At 58.7% G+C, this 15,008-nt stretch carries 11 protein-coding genes and 2 pseudogenes; 5 read left to right on the forward strand and 8 right to left on the reverse strand.

The annotated features are described in order from the left end of the window. Positions 1-2 precede the first annotated feature (2 nt). Entirely contained in the window at positions 3-2,387 is a 2,385-nt protein-coding gene (gene glf, locus HV765_RS32145; protein WP_217483405.1) for a UDP-galactopyranose mutase, read from the reverse strand. Positions 2,388-2,468: 81 nt separating this feature from the next. Further along, positions 2,469-2,696, reverse strand: coding sequence for a DNA-3-methyladenine glycosylase (locus tag HV765_RS30120; RefSeq protein ID WP_175171897.1), 228 nt, complete (start codon positions 2,694-2,696; stop codon positions 2,469-2,471). A gap of 461 nt (positions 2,697-3,157) precedes the next feature. On the opposite strand from HV765_RS30120, the pseudogene galU reads away from it, so the two are divergent. After that, positions 3,158-3,979: pseudogene (gene galU, locus HV765_RS30125) on the forward strand (UTP--glucose-1-phosphate uridylyltransferase GalU). Between the two features lie 67 nt (positions 3,980-4,046). Here the strand turns inward: galU and HV765_RS30130 are convergent. From HV765_RS30130 to HV765_RS30140, 3 genes are all read right to left on the reverse strand, one after another. After that, positions 4,047-4,883 carry a ZIP family metal transporter gene (locus tag HV765_RS30130; RefSeq protein ID WP_420840200.1) on the reverse strand — a complete coding sequence of 279 codons (837 nt, stop codon included), beginning with the start codon at positions 4,881-4,883 and terminating at the stop codon, positions 4,047-4,049. Positions 4,884-4,986: 103 nt separating this feature from the next. Further along, a complete protein-coding gene (locus HV765_RS30135; RefSeq protein ID WP_175171901.1) occupies positions 4,987-5,493 on the reverse strand; it encodes a YciE/YciF ferroxidase family protein in 507 nt (168 codons plus the stop codon). A 75-nt stretch (positions 5,494-5,568) separates the two neighbouring features. Continuing rightward, positions 5,569-6,135, reverse strand: coding sequence for a DUF4142 domain-containing protein (locus HV765_RS30140; protein ID WP_175171903.1), 567 nt, complete (start codon positions 6,133-6,135; stop codon positions 5,569-5,571). A gap of 176 nt (positions 6,136-6,311) precedes the next feature. On the opposite strand from HV765_RS30140, the gene HV765_RS30145 reads away from it, so the two are divergent. Both HV765_RS30145 and HV765_RS30150 read left to right on the forward strand, forming a co-directional pair. After that, entirely contained in the window at positions 6,312-6,815 is a 504-nt protein-coding gene (locus HV765_RS30145) for a DUF421 domain-containing protein (protein ID WP_175171905.1), read from the forward strand. A gap of 84 nt (positions 6,816-6,899) precedes the next feature. After that, entirely contained in the window at positions 6,900-8,069 is a 1,170-nt protein-coding gene (locus HV765_RS30150) for a zinc-dependent alcohol dehydrogenase (protein WP_175171906.1), read from the forward strand. Here HV765_RS30150 and nadE read toward each other — a convergent pair. The 3 genes and pseudogenes from nadE to HV765_RS30165 form a co-directional block, all read right to left on the reverse strand. Then, positions 8,047-8,942 (reverse strand): annotated as a pseudogene (nadE, locus tag HV765_RS30155) (ammonia-dependent NAD(+) synthetase). The gene HV765_RS30150 and the pseudogene nadE overlap by 23 nt on opposite strands. Positions 8,943-8,970: 28 nt before the next feature. Beyond that, positions 8,971-9,477: a CinA family protein gene (locus HV765_RS30160; protein ID WP_175171907.1), complete on the reverse strand. Its 507-nt coding sequence runs from the start codon at positions 9,475-9,477 to the stop codon at positions 8,971-8,973. Between the two features lie 238 nt (positions 9,478-9,715). Continuing rightward, complete coding sequence (locus HV765_RS30165) at positions 9,716-10,609, reverse strand: manganese catalase family protein (RefSeq protein ID WP_175171909.1); 894 nt, start codon at positions 10,607-10,609, stop codon at positions 9,716-9,718. 615 nt (positions 10,610-11,224) lie between these two features. On the opposite strand from HV765_RS30165, the gene HV765_RS32285 reads away from it, so the two are divergent. Next, positions 11,225-11,398, forward strand: coding sequence for a DUF3606 domain-containing protein (locus HV765_RS32285; protein ID WP_175171910.1), 174 nt, complete (start codon positions 11,225-11,227; stop codon positions 11,396-11,398). A gap of 1,559 nt (positions 11,399-12,957) precedes the next feature. Further along, positions 12,958-14,715, forward strand: a complete 1,758-nt coding sequence (locus HV765_RS30175; protein WP_175171912.1) for a PAS domain-containing sensor histidine kinase — start codon at positions 12,958-12,960, stop codon at positions 14,713-14,715. Positions 14,716-15,008: the final 293 nt, after the last annotated feature.

Raw genomic sequence — 15,008 nt, forward strand, 5'->3', positions numbered from 1 at the left:
GATCATCCGGCGACGAGCGCGCTGGGCCGCTCTGTGTACTGGGCGGCCATCCGCTCGTAGGCGGACAAAGCCTGGGCGACGACCTGGTCCATGTTGTAGTAGCGATACGTCGCCAGGCGTCCTACGAAGTGCACGCCCTGGACTGCATCCGCGAGTTCCTGATATCGCCTGAACAGCGCCGCATTTTCGGGTCGCGGGACGGGGTAGTACGGGTCACCCTCCGCAGTGGGGTAGTCGTAGGTCACGGCTGTCTGCGAATGGCGCTGGCCGGTCAGGTGCTTGTATTCCGTGATCCTGGTAAATGGGGTGTCTTCCGACGGATAGTTCACGACGCCCACGGGTTGGTGCCACTCTTGATTGAGCGTTTCGTGCCTGAACTTGAGCGACCGGTACGGCAGCGGGCCGTAGCAGTGGTCAAAGTACTCGTCGATGGGGCCGGTATAAACCAGTACGTCATAGGTGAACGCCGATTTTGCCTCCTCGAATTCCATGCCGAGGGCCAACGAGATGTTCGGGTGATCCAGCATGCGCTCGAACATGCGCGTGTAGCCCTTGAGCGGCATGCATTGGTAGCGGTCGGTAAAGTAGCGGTCGTCGCGCGACAGGCGCGTGGGCACCCGAGCCGCAACCGAGCGGTCCAATTGCGAGGGGTCCAGCCCCCATTGCTTGCGCGTGTAGCCCCGAAAAAACTTCTCGTAGAGGCTGCGGCCCACCTGCGCGACCACGTAGTCCTCGGCGCTGACGACGAGCGGTGTGTGCTCGGCCACAGCCTGCAGGAAGTGCTCGGCCTCGGCGGGTGTGAAGCTGCGCCCGTTCAATCGTTCCAGCGTTGTGAGGTTGATGGGCATTGGAACAAGCGCGCCATCTGTCTGGGCCAGCACCCGATGTTCGTAGGGACGCCATTCGGTGAAGCGGGAAAGATACTGCAAAACCTTCTCGGAGTTCGTGTGAAAGATATGTGGCCCGTAACGATGCACAAGCAACCCGGCTTCGTTGTAGAAGTCGTACGCGTTGCCCGCGATGTGCGGACGGCGATCCACCACCATGACGCGCTTGCCGCTGCCTTGGGCCAGTCTTTCCGCTACCACGCTGCCCGCATAGCCAGCCCCGACGATGAGGCAGTCGTAATGAAGTGGCGCGGGCCTGCACGGCAGCGGACGGTGGGCGGGTGCTTCCGGCGGGGGCCGATTGTCCTGGGTGGAGCTTCTCCATGTGCGGTTCATGGCGTCGCAGATGCCTTCCCAGCTGTGGTCCCACGACATACCCGACAGCGCCCGATCGGCGTGCTCGGCAAGCGCGTCGAGATCCTTCGCGGACAGCAGCGCACGCGAAATCGCCTCGACAAAGGCCGGCGCGTCCGACGCGATGTGAACGATGGGACATTGACCGTAGGTGCTTACGACGTCCGCGATGGGGGTCGAGACGACGGGCTTGCCCGCCGCCAAATATTCAGGTGTCTTGGTAGGGCTGATGTAGCGCGTGGAGTCGTTAAGCGCGAAAGGCATCAGCGCAACATCCCAGCCCGCCAGATAATCGGGCAACTGATCGTAGCCGCGAGCCCCCAGGTAATGGATGTTGCACGCCTGTGGCAATGTTGCAGGATCAATCTTGACGACCGGCCCAACCGGGACGAAATGCCAATCGGGTCGCAGCGACGCTGCTTCGGCCAACAGGTCGATGTCGAAGCGCTCGTCTACCACGCCGTAAAAGCCCAGTCGCGGCGACGGGATTGACAGCAAGTCGGCAGGAATGCGTGCGGCAGTCCTTGCGCGAGAAAAATGTGCTTTGTCCACGCTGCTGGGGAACGCATGCACGTTCGGATGCAGCTTGCGCTTTGCCTCATACAGGCTGTGGCCGCCCGTGAAAACCACGTCTGCGCGGGCGAGGAGCTGTCGTTCCAGTGCGATAAGTTCTGGCGGCGCGCCGCGGAATGCAGAGAGTTCGTCCATGCAGTCGTACACCACCAGGGCGGCCTCTATGTCTTCGGCGTAGGGCAAGCTCATGGGAGTGTAATACCAGACTACGGGTGCGGCGAGGTCATTGGCGTGGACCCATTCCTTCAGCAACCGGCGCAGGTCTTGGACAGCGGTCTGGCGCGCCACGTGAGGCGTTATGACGATGACGCCGTTAGTGGAATTCGACTTCAGCCAGCCATCGTGCGCGTCCTCTTCCCAGACGGGCTCTTCGATGTAGTAAACCGCATGGGACTGTGCGAAGCGCGTCATCAAGTGATGTGGCCGCTGGTAAACAAAATTCCAGCGCAAATGGGAAAAGCACAGTAGCGCGGGGCGCTCGCGCGACAGCCATGCACTCCCCGCGTATAACTCTGGAGCGGCGTACGGGCGAGCGGGGGGAGTGTCGCCATTCGGTGATTCGATGATACCCATGGGGACTCCAAATGACGGGTTACGATCAACCTGCGTCTTCGCAAGCAGCGTGCCAAGGACGCCGCGAAGTACCTCTGCATCTCATTCCTTTCCCCAAACCGATTCCCGCCGGTATGCTTCGGCGCGGGCCAGGGTCCGGTAGAAGGCCGCACCCACATTAATAAAGCTATCGATCTCGCCCTGGGACAATTTGCCACTCGAGAAGGCCAGGCAGTTGGCAAACTCGCCAAGCACATCTGCCCAGTCATCGAAGCGACTAGACCTTGCAGGCCGGGAGAGCATTTGGGCGAGGAGATCCTCGCGTTCCATATCGTTCACCTAATTAACTATCGAACCGCCATTCGCTAGCACAGGGCGTTCCCAAGTCTGATCAAACGTCCCGCTTTGGAAATGGCGCGGTGCGCGTGACGGCACGAGGACGAGATGGGTGGATAGTTCCATCGTCGACAACGACTGTGAACCACTGCCTACTCGCGCGCCGCCTACGCTTTTCGACCCCTTGGCGCGGGCCACAACCCGGACTGAGCGCATGGCCTCAGCTGCCGGAATTGGTTTGAGGGTGGAAGAATTTGGAGGATGGCATGGTGGGGCAGGGCTAGGTTCCAGGGGAAATGCATAAACTACAAACCGCCCAGGTGGTCACCGGTCGAATTTACCGGTGATGAGCGGGGTTTATATTCGCATTGGAGGCGATCACGCGCGTAGGTTTGGCACGTGACGTGCGTGTATATAAAGCATACAAATCTTAGGTTCTGCGCAAAGGTGATGCCATGCTTCCGATTCGTAAAGCAGTGTTCCCCGTTGCTGGGCTTGGAACGCGTTTCTACCGGCCACCAAGGCAATGCCCAAAGAAATGCTGCCTGTCGTCGACAAACCTTTGATTCAGTATGCCGTGGAGGAAGCGGTGGCGGCGGGCATCACTGAGCTTATCTTCGTGACCGGGCGCAACAAGTGCGCAATCGAAGATCACTTTGACCGCGTCCCGGAATTTGGAACGCGACCTCGAACTGAAGAACAAGCAAGCGCTCCTGGACGTGGTCCGTAATGTCATTCCGGACTCCGTGCATTGCGTATACACGCGCCAGTCTGCGCCGTTGGGCCTGGGACATGCGGTGTTGAGTGCGGCGTCCATCATCGGCAATGAGCCTTTTGCCGTGTTGCTTGCGGATGACATGATCGACGCGGAAATGCCGGTGATCGGCGAGATGATTAAAAATTGCGCGCGAATTCCACGGTAGCGTATTGGCGATCCAGCAGGAGGGCCACGAGCACACTGGCCAATACGGAATTGTTTCCGGCGTGAATAAGGCCCATGACGTACTGCGTCTTTCTGGCATGGTAGAAAAGCCGAAGCCGGAGGACGCGCCCACCGACTTGGCCGTGGTGGGCCGCTACATTCTCGAACCAGAGATTTTTTCGCCATGCTTGAAGCTACGCAGCCAGGCGTGGGCGGCGAAATTCAGTTGACGGATGCGATTGCGGCGCTGCTGAAGGAACGTCGGGTATTCGGCTATGAGTACGAAGGTGTGCGTTATGACTGCGGCAGCAAAGAAGGGTTTTACCGGGCCACAATGGAACTTGGCCGCAAGTAGCACGGCATGAGCTGATGCTGATTGCGACGGGAACCTTGAATTCGGCGTTGCCAATCCTAAGCGCTTGCTACGCTAGCGCCGTATCCAACAAGGTCATCAATACAAAGCCCAACATGAGGCCGCAAGTTGCCCACGCCTCGTGGCCCTTGCGATGCGATTCCGGGATGATTTCGTGGCTAACCACGAATAGCATGGCACCTGCGGCAAATCCCAGGCCCCAAGGCAAGAGTTGCGCGGACACCCCGATCAACGCGGCGCCGATTACCGCGCCTACTGGCTCGATCAGGCCGGTGGCCATACCGATAGCCGTGGCGAAGCCGCGGCCGTAGCCGGCAGCGCGCAATGCGACGGCCACCACTAGGCCCTCGGGCACGTCCTGAATGGCAATGCCGATAGCCAGCGCGCTGGCGCGCAGCGCGTCCGTCCCGGCGTAGCCTACGCCGATCGCCAAACCCTCGGGCAGGTTATGCAATGTGATGGCGAAAACAAACAGCCAGGCGCGGCGCAAGGTGCGAGGGTCGGTGCCTTCCCTGCCCTTGATGAAGTGCTCGTGCGGCACGCTTTGATCTAGCACCAGCAGGGCGGCCGCCCCAAGCAGAATCGCACCGCCCACGACCAGCCCTGCCGTCCAAGTTCCCATGCCGAGATCGCCCGCAGCGGCAACGGCGGGCATTACCAGGGAGAAGGCGCTGGCGGCCAGCATGACGCCGGCGCCGAATCCCAGCAGGCTGTCTTGCAGCTTGCCTGATAGCGTCTGACAGAACCACACGGGCAACGCACCAAGCGCCGTGGCGCCACCGGCAACTAGACCGCCCAGTAACGCGTCGCTTACATGTTGGTGGTGCGCGCTGAGGACCCGCCAGCCGTGATAGGTGCCTGTAATTCCCGCCAGCACAAGGAACATCCACATGCAGGCGCGCAGCGCCGTCATCCTGGTGGCAATGCGCGCGTCTGTGGTCATGAGACATCTCTTGCGGTGGCGAGTAGCGGACTACGGTAGGGGCGGGTTACTTCTCTTTCCCTGCCCGTGCCGCCTCAGCATTAGTCTGCTGCAGAGCAAGCAAGCCAAGCTTTTCATCTGTCGCCTTTTCTTCGGCCAGTGTCTCCTTTAGTAGCTTCACTGCGTCGTTCATGCCGAGCTGCTTGGCGAAGGTGCACAAGGTTCCGTAACTGGCAATTTCGTAATGCTCGACCTTCTGCGCCGCGGCAATTAGCCCCGCGTCCCGCACCGGGCCCTTTTCCACGTCGTCAATCACGTCACTTCCTTCCTCCACCAGTCCCTCCATGGCGGCGCACTTCACGCGCTTCAAACGGAAGTCCGCGGTCTCGACGATCTTGTCGATACGTTCGACCTGCCCCCGTGTTTCTTCCAGGTGGAAGGTGAACGCCTCGGCGAGCGCCGGGTCGGTTGCAGCGCGGGCCATCTTGGGTAAGGCACGAGTAAGCTGCTTCTCGGCGCTGTAGATGTCCGAGAGTTCGTGAATAAACAGGTCCTTCAGGGTTTTTTGGGTCATTGCGAGCTCCTGTGGGAAAAACGCTGCTGTCGGTAGCGTGGCCGGGACGAGGTTGCCCCCGCGTGCACGCCGGCATTACTTGGCCTTGGATTCAACGCCTTGCTGCAGCGCCTTGGCCTGCTCCAAGTGATGCTTCAAGTTGGGAAGCGTATCGGCAGCGAACTTTTTGACTTCCGGGTCTTTGGCTTCGCGAGAGGCATTTTCAAAGAGTTTGACGGCCTCTTCATGTGCCGAAACACCGATCTCTCCGCTATACGCTTTGTCAAAGCCCTCATCGCGCAATCCAAGCGCTTTTAACTTGGCGCTTTGAACCAAGGATGGTTCGGTGGGCGGCTCATAGCCTTTGCTTTTGGCAAGCACGGCCAATTTCTGTCCCACTTCGGTGTGATCATTAATCATGGTCTGCGCGAACTTCTTGACGTCGGCGTTCGCAGACTTTTCCAGCGCCAACTTACTGCCCTCGATTTCGAGGTGACCAGATTGAGCCGCGTCGCTGAGAAAGCCACGGTCTTCGCTGTCGAGCTTATTCGCCGATGCCGGCACTTGCGGGGGGGGCGCGGCGGTCGTCTGCGCCTGCGTCGCGCCGCCCACTGCCAAAACACTGACGGCTAGGATTGCGGCTGGGAAAAAATGCTTCTTCATGAATTCCTCCTGGAGTACGTCGACTGAAAATGGCCGATGTGATTCGACATACCCAGCCCTACAGCAAACCCCATTCCCACTCGTCACGATTGGGGCCGAACCAGTATTCAAAAATTTGGGAACGGCAATTGCGACGCAGGTCGCTCAATCGCGAAGACAACTTTAAGGACGCAGCCATGAGCCCCGACTGGCCGGCGATGTTCACATTTTCGATTTCTCCGTTCGAAATCTTTGTGCGCGGCACAATCGTGTACTGGTTTATTTTCGTGCTGCTCCGAATCGCGGGTAGGCGTGACGTCGGCTCCTTCGGTGTTGCAGACATGCTCGTACTCGTACTGATAGCCGACGCTGCACAAAATGCAATGGCCGGGGAATACACGTCCGTTGTCGATGGATTGGTGCTGGTGTCCACTATCGTCGGATGGACGGTCGTGGTGGATCGGGTGGGGTTTTTCTTCAAACCGATCGGCCGGCTATTGATGTCAGAAAAAGTGTGCCTCGTCCATGACGGGGTCGTAGTGAGAAGAAACTTGCGCCGCGAATACATCACGGAAGATGAACTGATGAGCGAGCTGCGGCTGAAAGGCGTAGAGGACCTTGCTGACGTTCATCGTGCGTATATGGAGGCCGACGGCAATATCAGCGTGTTGAAAGCGAAGGCTTCCCGATCGAAAGCTTGATGCAGCCGGTGATGCAGGACAACCCGCGCTGCTGAATTCTTCCAGCAGTCGCAACCGTGCGATTGCACGTTCAAGGGGTTCCACATGAAAGCACTTTGTTGGCATGGCAAACACGATGTGCGGTACGACACCGTTCCAGATCCAATCATCGAGCATCCCGAGGACGCGATCATCAAGGTCAGTGCCTGCGCCATTTGCGGGTCAGATCTGCACTTGTTCGACGGCTTCATGCCGTCGATGAAATCCGGGGATGTGCTCGGCCACGAGTTCATGGGAGAAGTGGTCGAGACCGGTACAGAGGCCACCAGCCTTCGGGTTGGGGATCGCGTCGTCATTCCCTTCATCATTACTTGCGGACAATGCGAGCAATGCCAGCGCGGCAATTTCTCGCTATGCGAGCGCTCCAACCGCAACGCGGAGCAGGCCGCGAAAATGTTCGGCCACACCACGGCCGGACTGTTCGGCTACAGCCATTTGACCGGCGGCTACGCGGGGGGCCAGGCAGAGTTTGTGCGGGTGCCCTATGCGAACACCACGCACGTCCAGGTGCCCTCCAATCTGTCCGATGATCAAGCGCTATTCCTGGGCGATATCTTTCCCACGGGCTGGCAGGCGGCGATGCAGTGCGATATCCAACCCACTGACACCGTCACCATCTGGGGCGCGGGGCCGGTGGGGCAGATGGCCGTGCGCAGCGCCATGCTGCTGGGCGCCAAGCAGGTCATTTGCATCGATTCTGTACCCGAGCGTTTGAAGATGGCCAGTGATGGCGGCGCGATCCCTATCAATTTCGAAGCGGAAAGCGTTATTGACCGGTTGCAGTCGCTGACCCAGGGTAAAGGGCCCGAGAAATGCATCGACGCCGTGGGCATGGAATCGCACTCCAGCAGCACGATGGAATCGATGTACGACCGAGTCAAGCAGGCGGTGGGCGCAGAGACCGATCGCCCGCACGTCCTGCGTGAAATGATCTACGTGTACCGGCCGGGTGGCGTGCTGTCGGTGCCGGGCGTCTATGGCGGGCTGATCGACAAGATCCCGTTTGGAGCCTCGATGAACAAGGGCCTAACGTGGCGCATGGGCCAAACGCATGTTCGGCGTTGGACGGACGAGCTCTTGCAGATGATTGTCGAAGGGCGCATCGACCCTTCTTTTGTCATCACGCACCACGGAAAACTGCAGTCCGGTCCGGACTTGTACAAGACGTTCCGGGACAAGGAAGACGGCTGCATCAAGGTGGTGCTGGCGCCCTAACTTGACTGGCGGGCATGGGTGCGGCAGGTTCCGCGCACTTGTGGGCAGTGGCGTCATACTGCTTGAGGATGGTAGCGAGCGCGTCCGGGCGGACGCGTAGCCCTTCAAGAAAATCGTCGATCTCGTCGTAGGTCACCCCGAGCGCTTCTTCATCGGGGCGCAAGGGCTGAAGCGACGCCAGATCGGCAGTAGGCCCTTTGGTGATCAACCTTGCCGGCGCGCCAAGCATGATCCCCAGCGCCCGTACGCGCCTCTTCGTTACGCCGCGCAACGGCACGAGATCTGCCGCACCATCGCCGTGCTTGGTGAAGAATCCCATCAGCGCTTCTGCGGCTTGGTCCGTGCCAATGACTAGGCTGTCCTGCGCGCCTGCGATCGCGTATTGCGCGAACATCCGTTGCCGAGCCTTCATATTGCCCACGGTGAAAACTTCCACGTCGGGGTCCGCAATGATCAGGCCGGATGCGCTGAGGGCTTCGCACTGTGCGTCGACCGCCATCTTAATGTCGACCTGAATGCAATGGTCGGGCGCAATGAAGTCCACGCGAGCGCGGCGTCTTGTTCATCCTGTTGGTGCCCGTATGGTAGGCGGACCGCCACAAAGAACGCGTGCCGGCCGCAGTCGCGCAGGCGCCGTACAGCCAACTGCGCGAGCCTTCCCGCCACCAGCGAATCCACTCCGCCACTAATCCCCAACACGTAGCCCGCCTTGCCTGACTTCTCAAGTATGCTCTCCAGGAAGGCGGTTCGGCGGTCAAGCTCTGACGCCGCGTCGAAGGCAAGGGAAACCCCCAGTGCGCGTGAGATGGCGCGTTGCCTGGCGTGCGTCGGAGTGTGGTGGCGTCGGTGTCGCTGATGTTGCGTTTCGACCATGAGGATCTCCTCGGATGCTTGAAGCGGATTACAAACGGCCAGATGAGCGGCAAAGCAGAAAACTCTCGACAATGCCTGCCAACGCGAATTCGGCGTTAGCTTGACGTATGCAGTTGCGACCGCCGGAGAAGCGCTTCGTCGCTGGGTAGACCGTCGGGCTGGCGTCCGCCTGGCCCTGCTTGAACACCCATGCATAGCACTGGCTACCAGCGGGAATTCGGTCATCGGTGTCATCCGTGACGCCCGTATTGGCGACGGCGACATTCGCGGAACTGTTGCGCGCTGCTCCGAGGGCCATAGCGCGCGCCACGGCTTCGCTAGTTAAGTTGTGCGTCGACAGAATGGATTGCGGGGCCCCCAGGCAGCGCCTTTTCGCCTCAACGGAATAGGTCACAAAAGCGCATTCCAGCAGACTGTCTGCCCCGGGCACGTCGGCAAGTGTTGCTGATATGAGGCCCGCAGTGCAGGATTCCGCTGTCACGAGCGTCAGTTGGTTCTCGAGCATGAAATTGGCCACACGTTCTACAACGTTCATTTCTTCCGTCCCGAGTCGGCTGGATATGACTCTGAAATTGATGAGCAGGGACAAGCCTTACCGAAGTTTGAAGAATGTACGACCGAAGTAATCAGCATCACGAGCGTAGAGCCATCGTGAAAAGCAATCCGCCCGAAAGCCCAGAGTCGCCGATTCCGCTCGACGCCAGACACTATCCCAATTTCCCGCTTGGAGCGCATCTGGGCCGTGCCGAGCGGGACTCAGTGCTTCAGTTCCATCAGAGGATGCTGTCTTTCTGCAGCGGGGGGGCGGAACCTAGCTCTGCACCGGTGGTGGGATCGACGTCGGGGTCTGACTGTGTCCGAACAATCATGGCTTCCAACGCGGCCTCCTCCTCGCCATCCAAGCCCACGGATGCACTGCCGTCGCCGTCCACGGGTTCGATAACGTCGCCGCCAGAAACAAAGGTGAAATTCTCGTCGCTGTTCCAGGACCCACGCATATCCCCTTCGCCCTGGGAAAAATTGAAATACACATTTGTGAAGCGTGGGTCCCCAGGCAGCTTTCCAGGCGGGAAATTGGGTTCCATCGAGTACAAGGCCTTTTCAAATGACTGCTGATGCGCGATCTCTCGCGTCATCAGAAACCCCAGTGCGTCCTTTACGCCAGCATCGTCGGTAGCGTTGATCAGGCGTTCGTAAATAATCTTGGCCCGTGCTTCCGCAGCGATGTTCGAGCGCAAGTCAGCCGACGGATCCCCAATAGAGTCGATGTAACCGGCGTTCCAGAGCTGGCCGCCAGAGTTGACGAGGGCGGGACCTCCGCCGTACAGCACTTGCGTGACGTGGGAGTCATTGCCTGGGCCATTAAGGCGTCGGTACAGATCGGCTTCCGACTCTGTCGCTTCAGATAGGATGCCTTTTGCTCCTTTGTTAAGCATGGAGACTAGAGTTCCTATCACTTCGAGGTGGCTTAGCTCCTCCGTTGCGATATCAAGCAACATGTCTTTCCTTCCCGGGTCATCCTCTGCCAAGGCCTGGGTGAAGTATCGACAGGCCGCGGCGAGCTCGCCCTGGGGGCCGCCAAACTGTTCCAGTAGCAAGTTAGCTAAACCTGGATTCGTTTCGGTAACGCGTAGCGTGTACTGCAGTCGTTTGTTGTGCGCGAACATAATCTTTCCTTGATTGCGGGCCGTTCAGAATGAGCGGCTTGTCGTCGTTACTGCGTTGCATCACGGCGGTCGGAGGGCGATCTGCCTTTGTGCGACGGATTTTGCATATTCAAGATATCGGGATGCGCGGGCTCCTCCGGCAAGATTAGGCAGCATGCAGCCTCACTTGGCTCCGACGTTTGGCGCATCCACTCCTGGGCGGAGGTGGAAGGTGCGCTAGGGGAACTGACCACCCGGTTCTCGCCGAAAATCGCGTTTCTTAAGTTGGCTCAATACCTAGGTGGGAATTGCCCCTTTCGAAGATTCCGCAATCGCCGTTCCCAAGGCTCAGGAGGGCGCCGCGCGACTAGTGTTTCCCGCAGATCGGGCCGTCTCATTTGTGCGAAGCAGTGAACCGGCCGTGGCGACCCCCCCGCGCAAGATATTTGTCGCGAGGTTATATCTACTCTTTGGGTTCTGAGCATGCGGTAAACGTAGGACGGGTACGACACTTGCGCCTGAAGTATTGGTTGGTGCCCTGAATGAACTCCAATGCATCGTTGCCGAACGATACGGACTGCGCGCTATGACATCAGTACGTCTGGTCCATCGTAAGAGTTTTCGAGGGTCACGGTCATGACAAATCCGAACAATATTGCTCCATGGGAACGCCGGTGGGTATACGTAAACGAGAACCGAGACCTGCTGTACTGGAGGGAGGCTCCAGGAGTGACTGCGCTCGGAATTCGGCAAGCGATCACAGCAGTGGGCGTATCTGTATCTGCTGTCAAAAGATACTTAAATAAATAGGTGTTGCTTGTTGCCTGCCTACGCCATGCAAGTTTTCTACAAATCTCTTCAAGCGGAGCCAATCGCAAAGCTACTTGTGGCCTACGCGCCAACCCGTCCGCGCCATGTGCGACACAACTCCTCCGCAAATGCATCAGTGCAAAAAATGTTGCTCCACCTAGTACGGCGATCAGGTGGCGGAGCTGGATGGGGTCGCTGTTGAGCCGCAGCGCCCGGTCTGCATCCCGGTCGGTGATCGTCAGCAGCACCGGGCAATACTTCACCGCCAGCAGCGCGATGCCCAATAGCGGGAGTAGCGGAGTGACGAGAAAGCTGTGGACCTGCCGCTCGATAGGCGGAATGTGCCGGCGTGCGGATGCGAACGCAAGGTCCCAGAGCGCAGTGGCCTTGTTCGTCGTGAAGAGGCCTATCAAGATGGCGAAGACAAGAGCATTAAATTCGAGGAAAAGACGCCAGTACGCCTGCCCCCATCTGCGCGAATATGAGCAGGTGAATTAGCGACTCTCAGTCGCCAGCATCGTGTTCGATCCGCGCTTTTCCATGGCACCACCAATCCGCCACGCCTGCAGCCGTCCACAGCGATAGCACAAAGCACAAAGAGAAGCGCGAGGACGGGATCGTGGGCTGATGCAACCGCTCGACTATGCGACGAGAAGAGACCGAAACCGTCCATAGTTCCTGGCATATGGGGTTCGTTCGTACTAGTTCACGTCAATCGGCGGGTCCCAGCCCAAGTAGGTTAGGGAAACGGCGCCTTTCTGGCCGGAAGCCGGCTTTGACGACTGACCGGTTGAATACCCACCGCAAAATCGGGCATGGGCGAGAACCAAACTGTGAAAGCGAATAGACCGACACACACCTACGTCGGCCTCGATCTCAGACAGGCCTGCGGAGCGTTTCCCCGATATCCGGCCACCAATGCCGACTAATGCCGAAGTAGGCCTCAAGGACGTTTGTGCGCTACGGCCACGGCAATGCTGCCATCGGGCAAGCGGTATTTGCCCTCCCCGAGCCAGATGACTGTCTCGCCGGTCTGGAGAGTGCAAACGTATTGATGCACCGGAGCTGCTTCGGAACTACGTTCGATGACCAGACGCCTTTCTATCCTGCAGGTCGATCGATCAGGCAGCTTAACGATGACATCGGACAACCGTGAGCCGGAGGCCATAATTCGTCCTTTCTGTAATGGCGCGACCGTGTCGGGATCGATCCAATTTGTCGGCGGTCAGCGCCTTCCCGTGACACCTCATTCATAGCATGCATGAAATTACAGGTACATCCGTCACGAGGCCAATAGTCGGCTGACAGAAATGCGCCCCATAAAAGGCGCCCGGTAAAAGCCCCCAGGACAGGGGGCTGAACGCGTTTCTGAGAGAGCTAAGAATAAGAACTCTTATGTGCTCGCGGAAAGCGATCTTGTGCTCACTTCCCGGCAGACGAACATGGTTCGGGTTGTCACCATTTTCGATGTAGCGCTCCGAGCGTACGATCACATCCAGGGCGCTTGGACAATGCCGCCTGCGGGGACGCGAACGAATTTTCGACCATCTAGAACGAACATGACACAATCACCGTTAGAGTGTCCCGAACAAGATCGGTATCGACAGCTTGTAGATGCCGTGATGGATTACGCCATATATCTCCTGGACGCGAAGGGCCGGGTCAGCAGTTGGAACCCAGGCGCCGAGCGTTTCAAGGGCTATAAAGAAGAGGAAATTATCGGGCAGCATTTCTCTGTCTTTTACACGGAGGAAGACCGCGCCTCAGGCGCACCCCAGCGCGCGCTGGAAACGGCGAAAAAAGAAGGGCCCTTCGAGGCAGAAGGCTGGCGCGTGCGAAAGGATGGAACTCGCTTCTGGTGTAGCGTTGTCACTGATCCGGTCCATGATGACAAAGGTCAACATCTGGGCTTCGCGAAGATCACACGCGACGTCACCGAGCAGAAAAGACATCGGGAAGAACTTCAAGCCGCGCGTGATTCGATGCACCACGCACATCGCATGGAGGCAATCGGACGTCTGACAGGAGGCGTTGCCCACGACTTCAATAATTTCTTGACGGCTATCCGGTTCTCCGCGGAATTTTTGAAAAGATCGGCGGACATGCCCGCCTCTCTGATCCGCTATGTCGGGATCATTTCTGACACTACGAAGAAGGCGGCACAACTTACCCGACAACTCTTGGCATACGCAAAAAAACAGCCTCTGAAACCACATGTAATTGACGTGCGTGACAGCCTTTCATCGCTTCGCCCACTGTTCGAGGCCTCGGTTGGGTCATCCATTGCCCTAGCCTACGAGATTGACCCCGGAAATACGACTATCTATGCAGACCCGGCGCAACTTGAATCGGCGCTATTGAATCTAGTGATCAACGCCCGGGATGCGATGCCCGCGGGCGGCCGCCTCACCATTTCGGTGCAAGGAATAGCGCGGGCTCCGACGCTAGGCGTGAGTCTGGATTTGGATGCGCCGCACGTTGCCGTAGCGGTTAAGGACACGGGCATCGGGATGGACGATGAGGTGGCCAAGCACATTTTTGAACCGTTCTTCTCAACCAAAGGCCCGCACGAAAATTCGGGCCTGGGCCTAAGCCAGGTGCAGGGGTTCGCCCAGCAGTCCGGCGGCGATGTGAAAGTCGACAGCCGGCTGGGGCAAGGAACAACTTTTACCCTCTATCTTCCAGCTGCGGAAGCCGCAACCAAACCCAGCAATGCGAGCGTTCGGCAGTCTGATGACCCGCAGGTCCGGAATCGCGTCCTGCTGGTCGAAGACAATCGCATGGTGGGCGAGGTGGTGGTCTCGATGTTAAGGGACATGGGCCAAGATGCGACCTGGCTCCTCGATGCGGAGGCCGCGCTGGCGCATCTGACAGAGAGAACGGGCGCCTGTGACATCGCGATCCTCGATGTCGTCCTGCCTGGTATGAATGGTGTTGAATTGGGTCGCCGTATTCGAGCGCAATGGCCTGACGTACGGGTGGTGCTCGCCAGCGGCTACAGTGACGCCATCAGTAACCGAGAGGTCGTCCCCTTTCCGGTAATGCAAAAGCCGTACTCGCTTGAAAGTTTGATGAACGTGCTGCATGGCGCCCGCTTTGGCTCGGGCAGGGGGCCTCAACGCCAGGGCTTTACCCTGGCGCAGCCATCTTCAAGCACCGCTCCCCCACCAGGCGAAGAACGTCCATATTCCAAGCGAGAAACAGTTGCGCGCGGCGCAACACCAGGATACCTGTGTAAACGGAGATCCACATCTGGTCAATTGTCGGGATTGGGAATTAATCCATATGATCTTTTCGAACCGAGACGTGCTTGTTGAGCTTCGGCAGGTACGGATGCGCCAGATTCCCTGGGTCAAGAAGGCGAAAACCTTTTCACAATTGCGATCGCTGAATCTCCTCATTGTAGCCCGTCAACGGGTGGCCTCCGGCTCCGGCCGCCCCGATGTCGAAATCGCGGCACTATCGGAACGGGGGAAATCGGAATTCGAGAGGCTGATACGCCGCGAAGAAGGTGACGATTGGACTGCGTATGGACGCGCGCCTTACGTAGGAAGACCCTAGGGTAGATTCTTAGCATACTGATTTGGCCGGGCCGGAACCCCATCGCGTC

Origin of the sequence: Achromobacter kerstersii (genome assembly GCF_902859595.1) — a bacterium.
GTDB lineage: Bacteria > Pseudomonadota > Gammaproteobacteria > Burkholderiales > Burkholderiaceae_B > Achromobacter > Achromobacter kerstersii.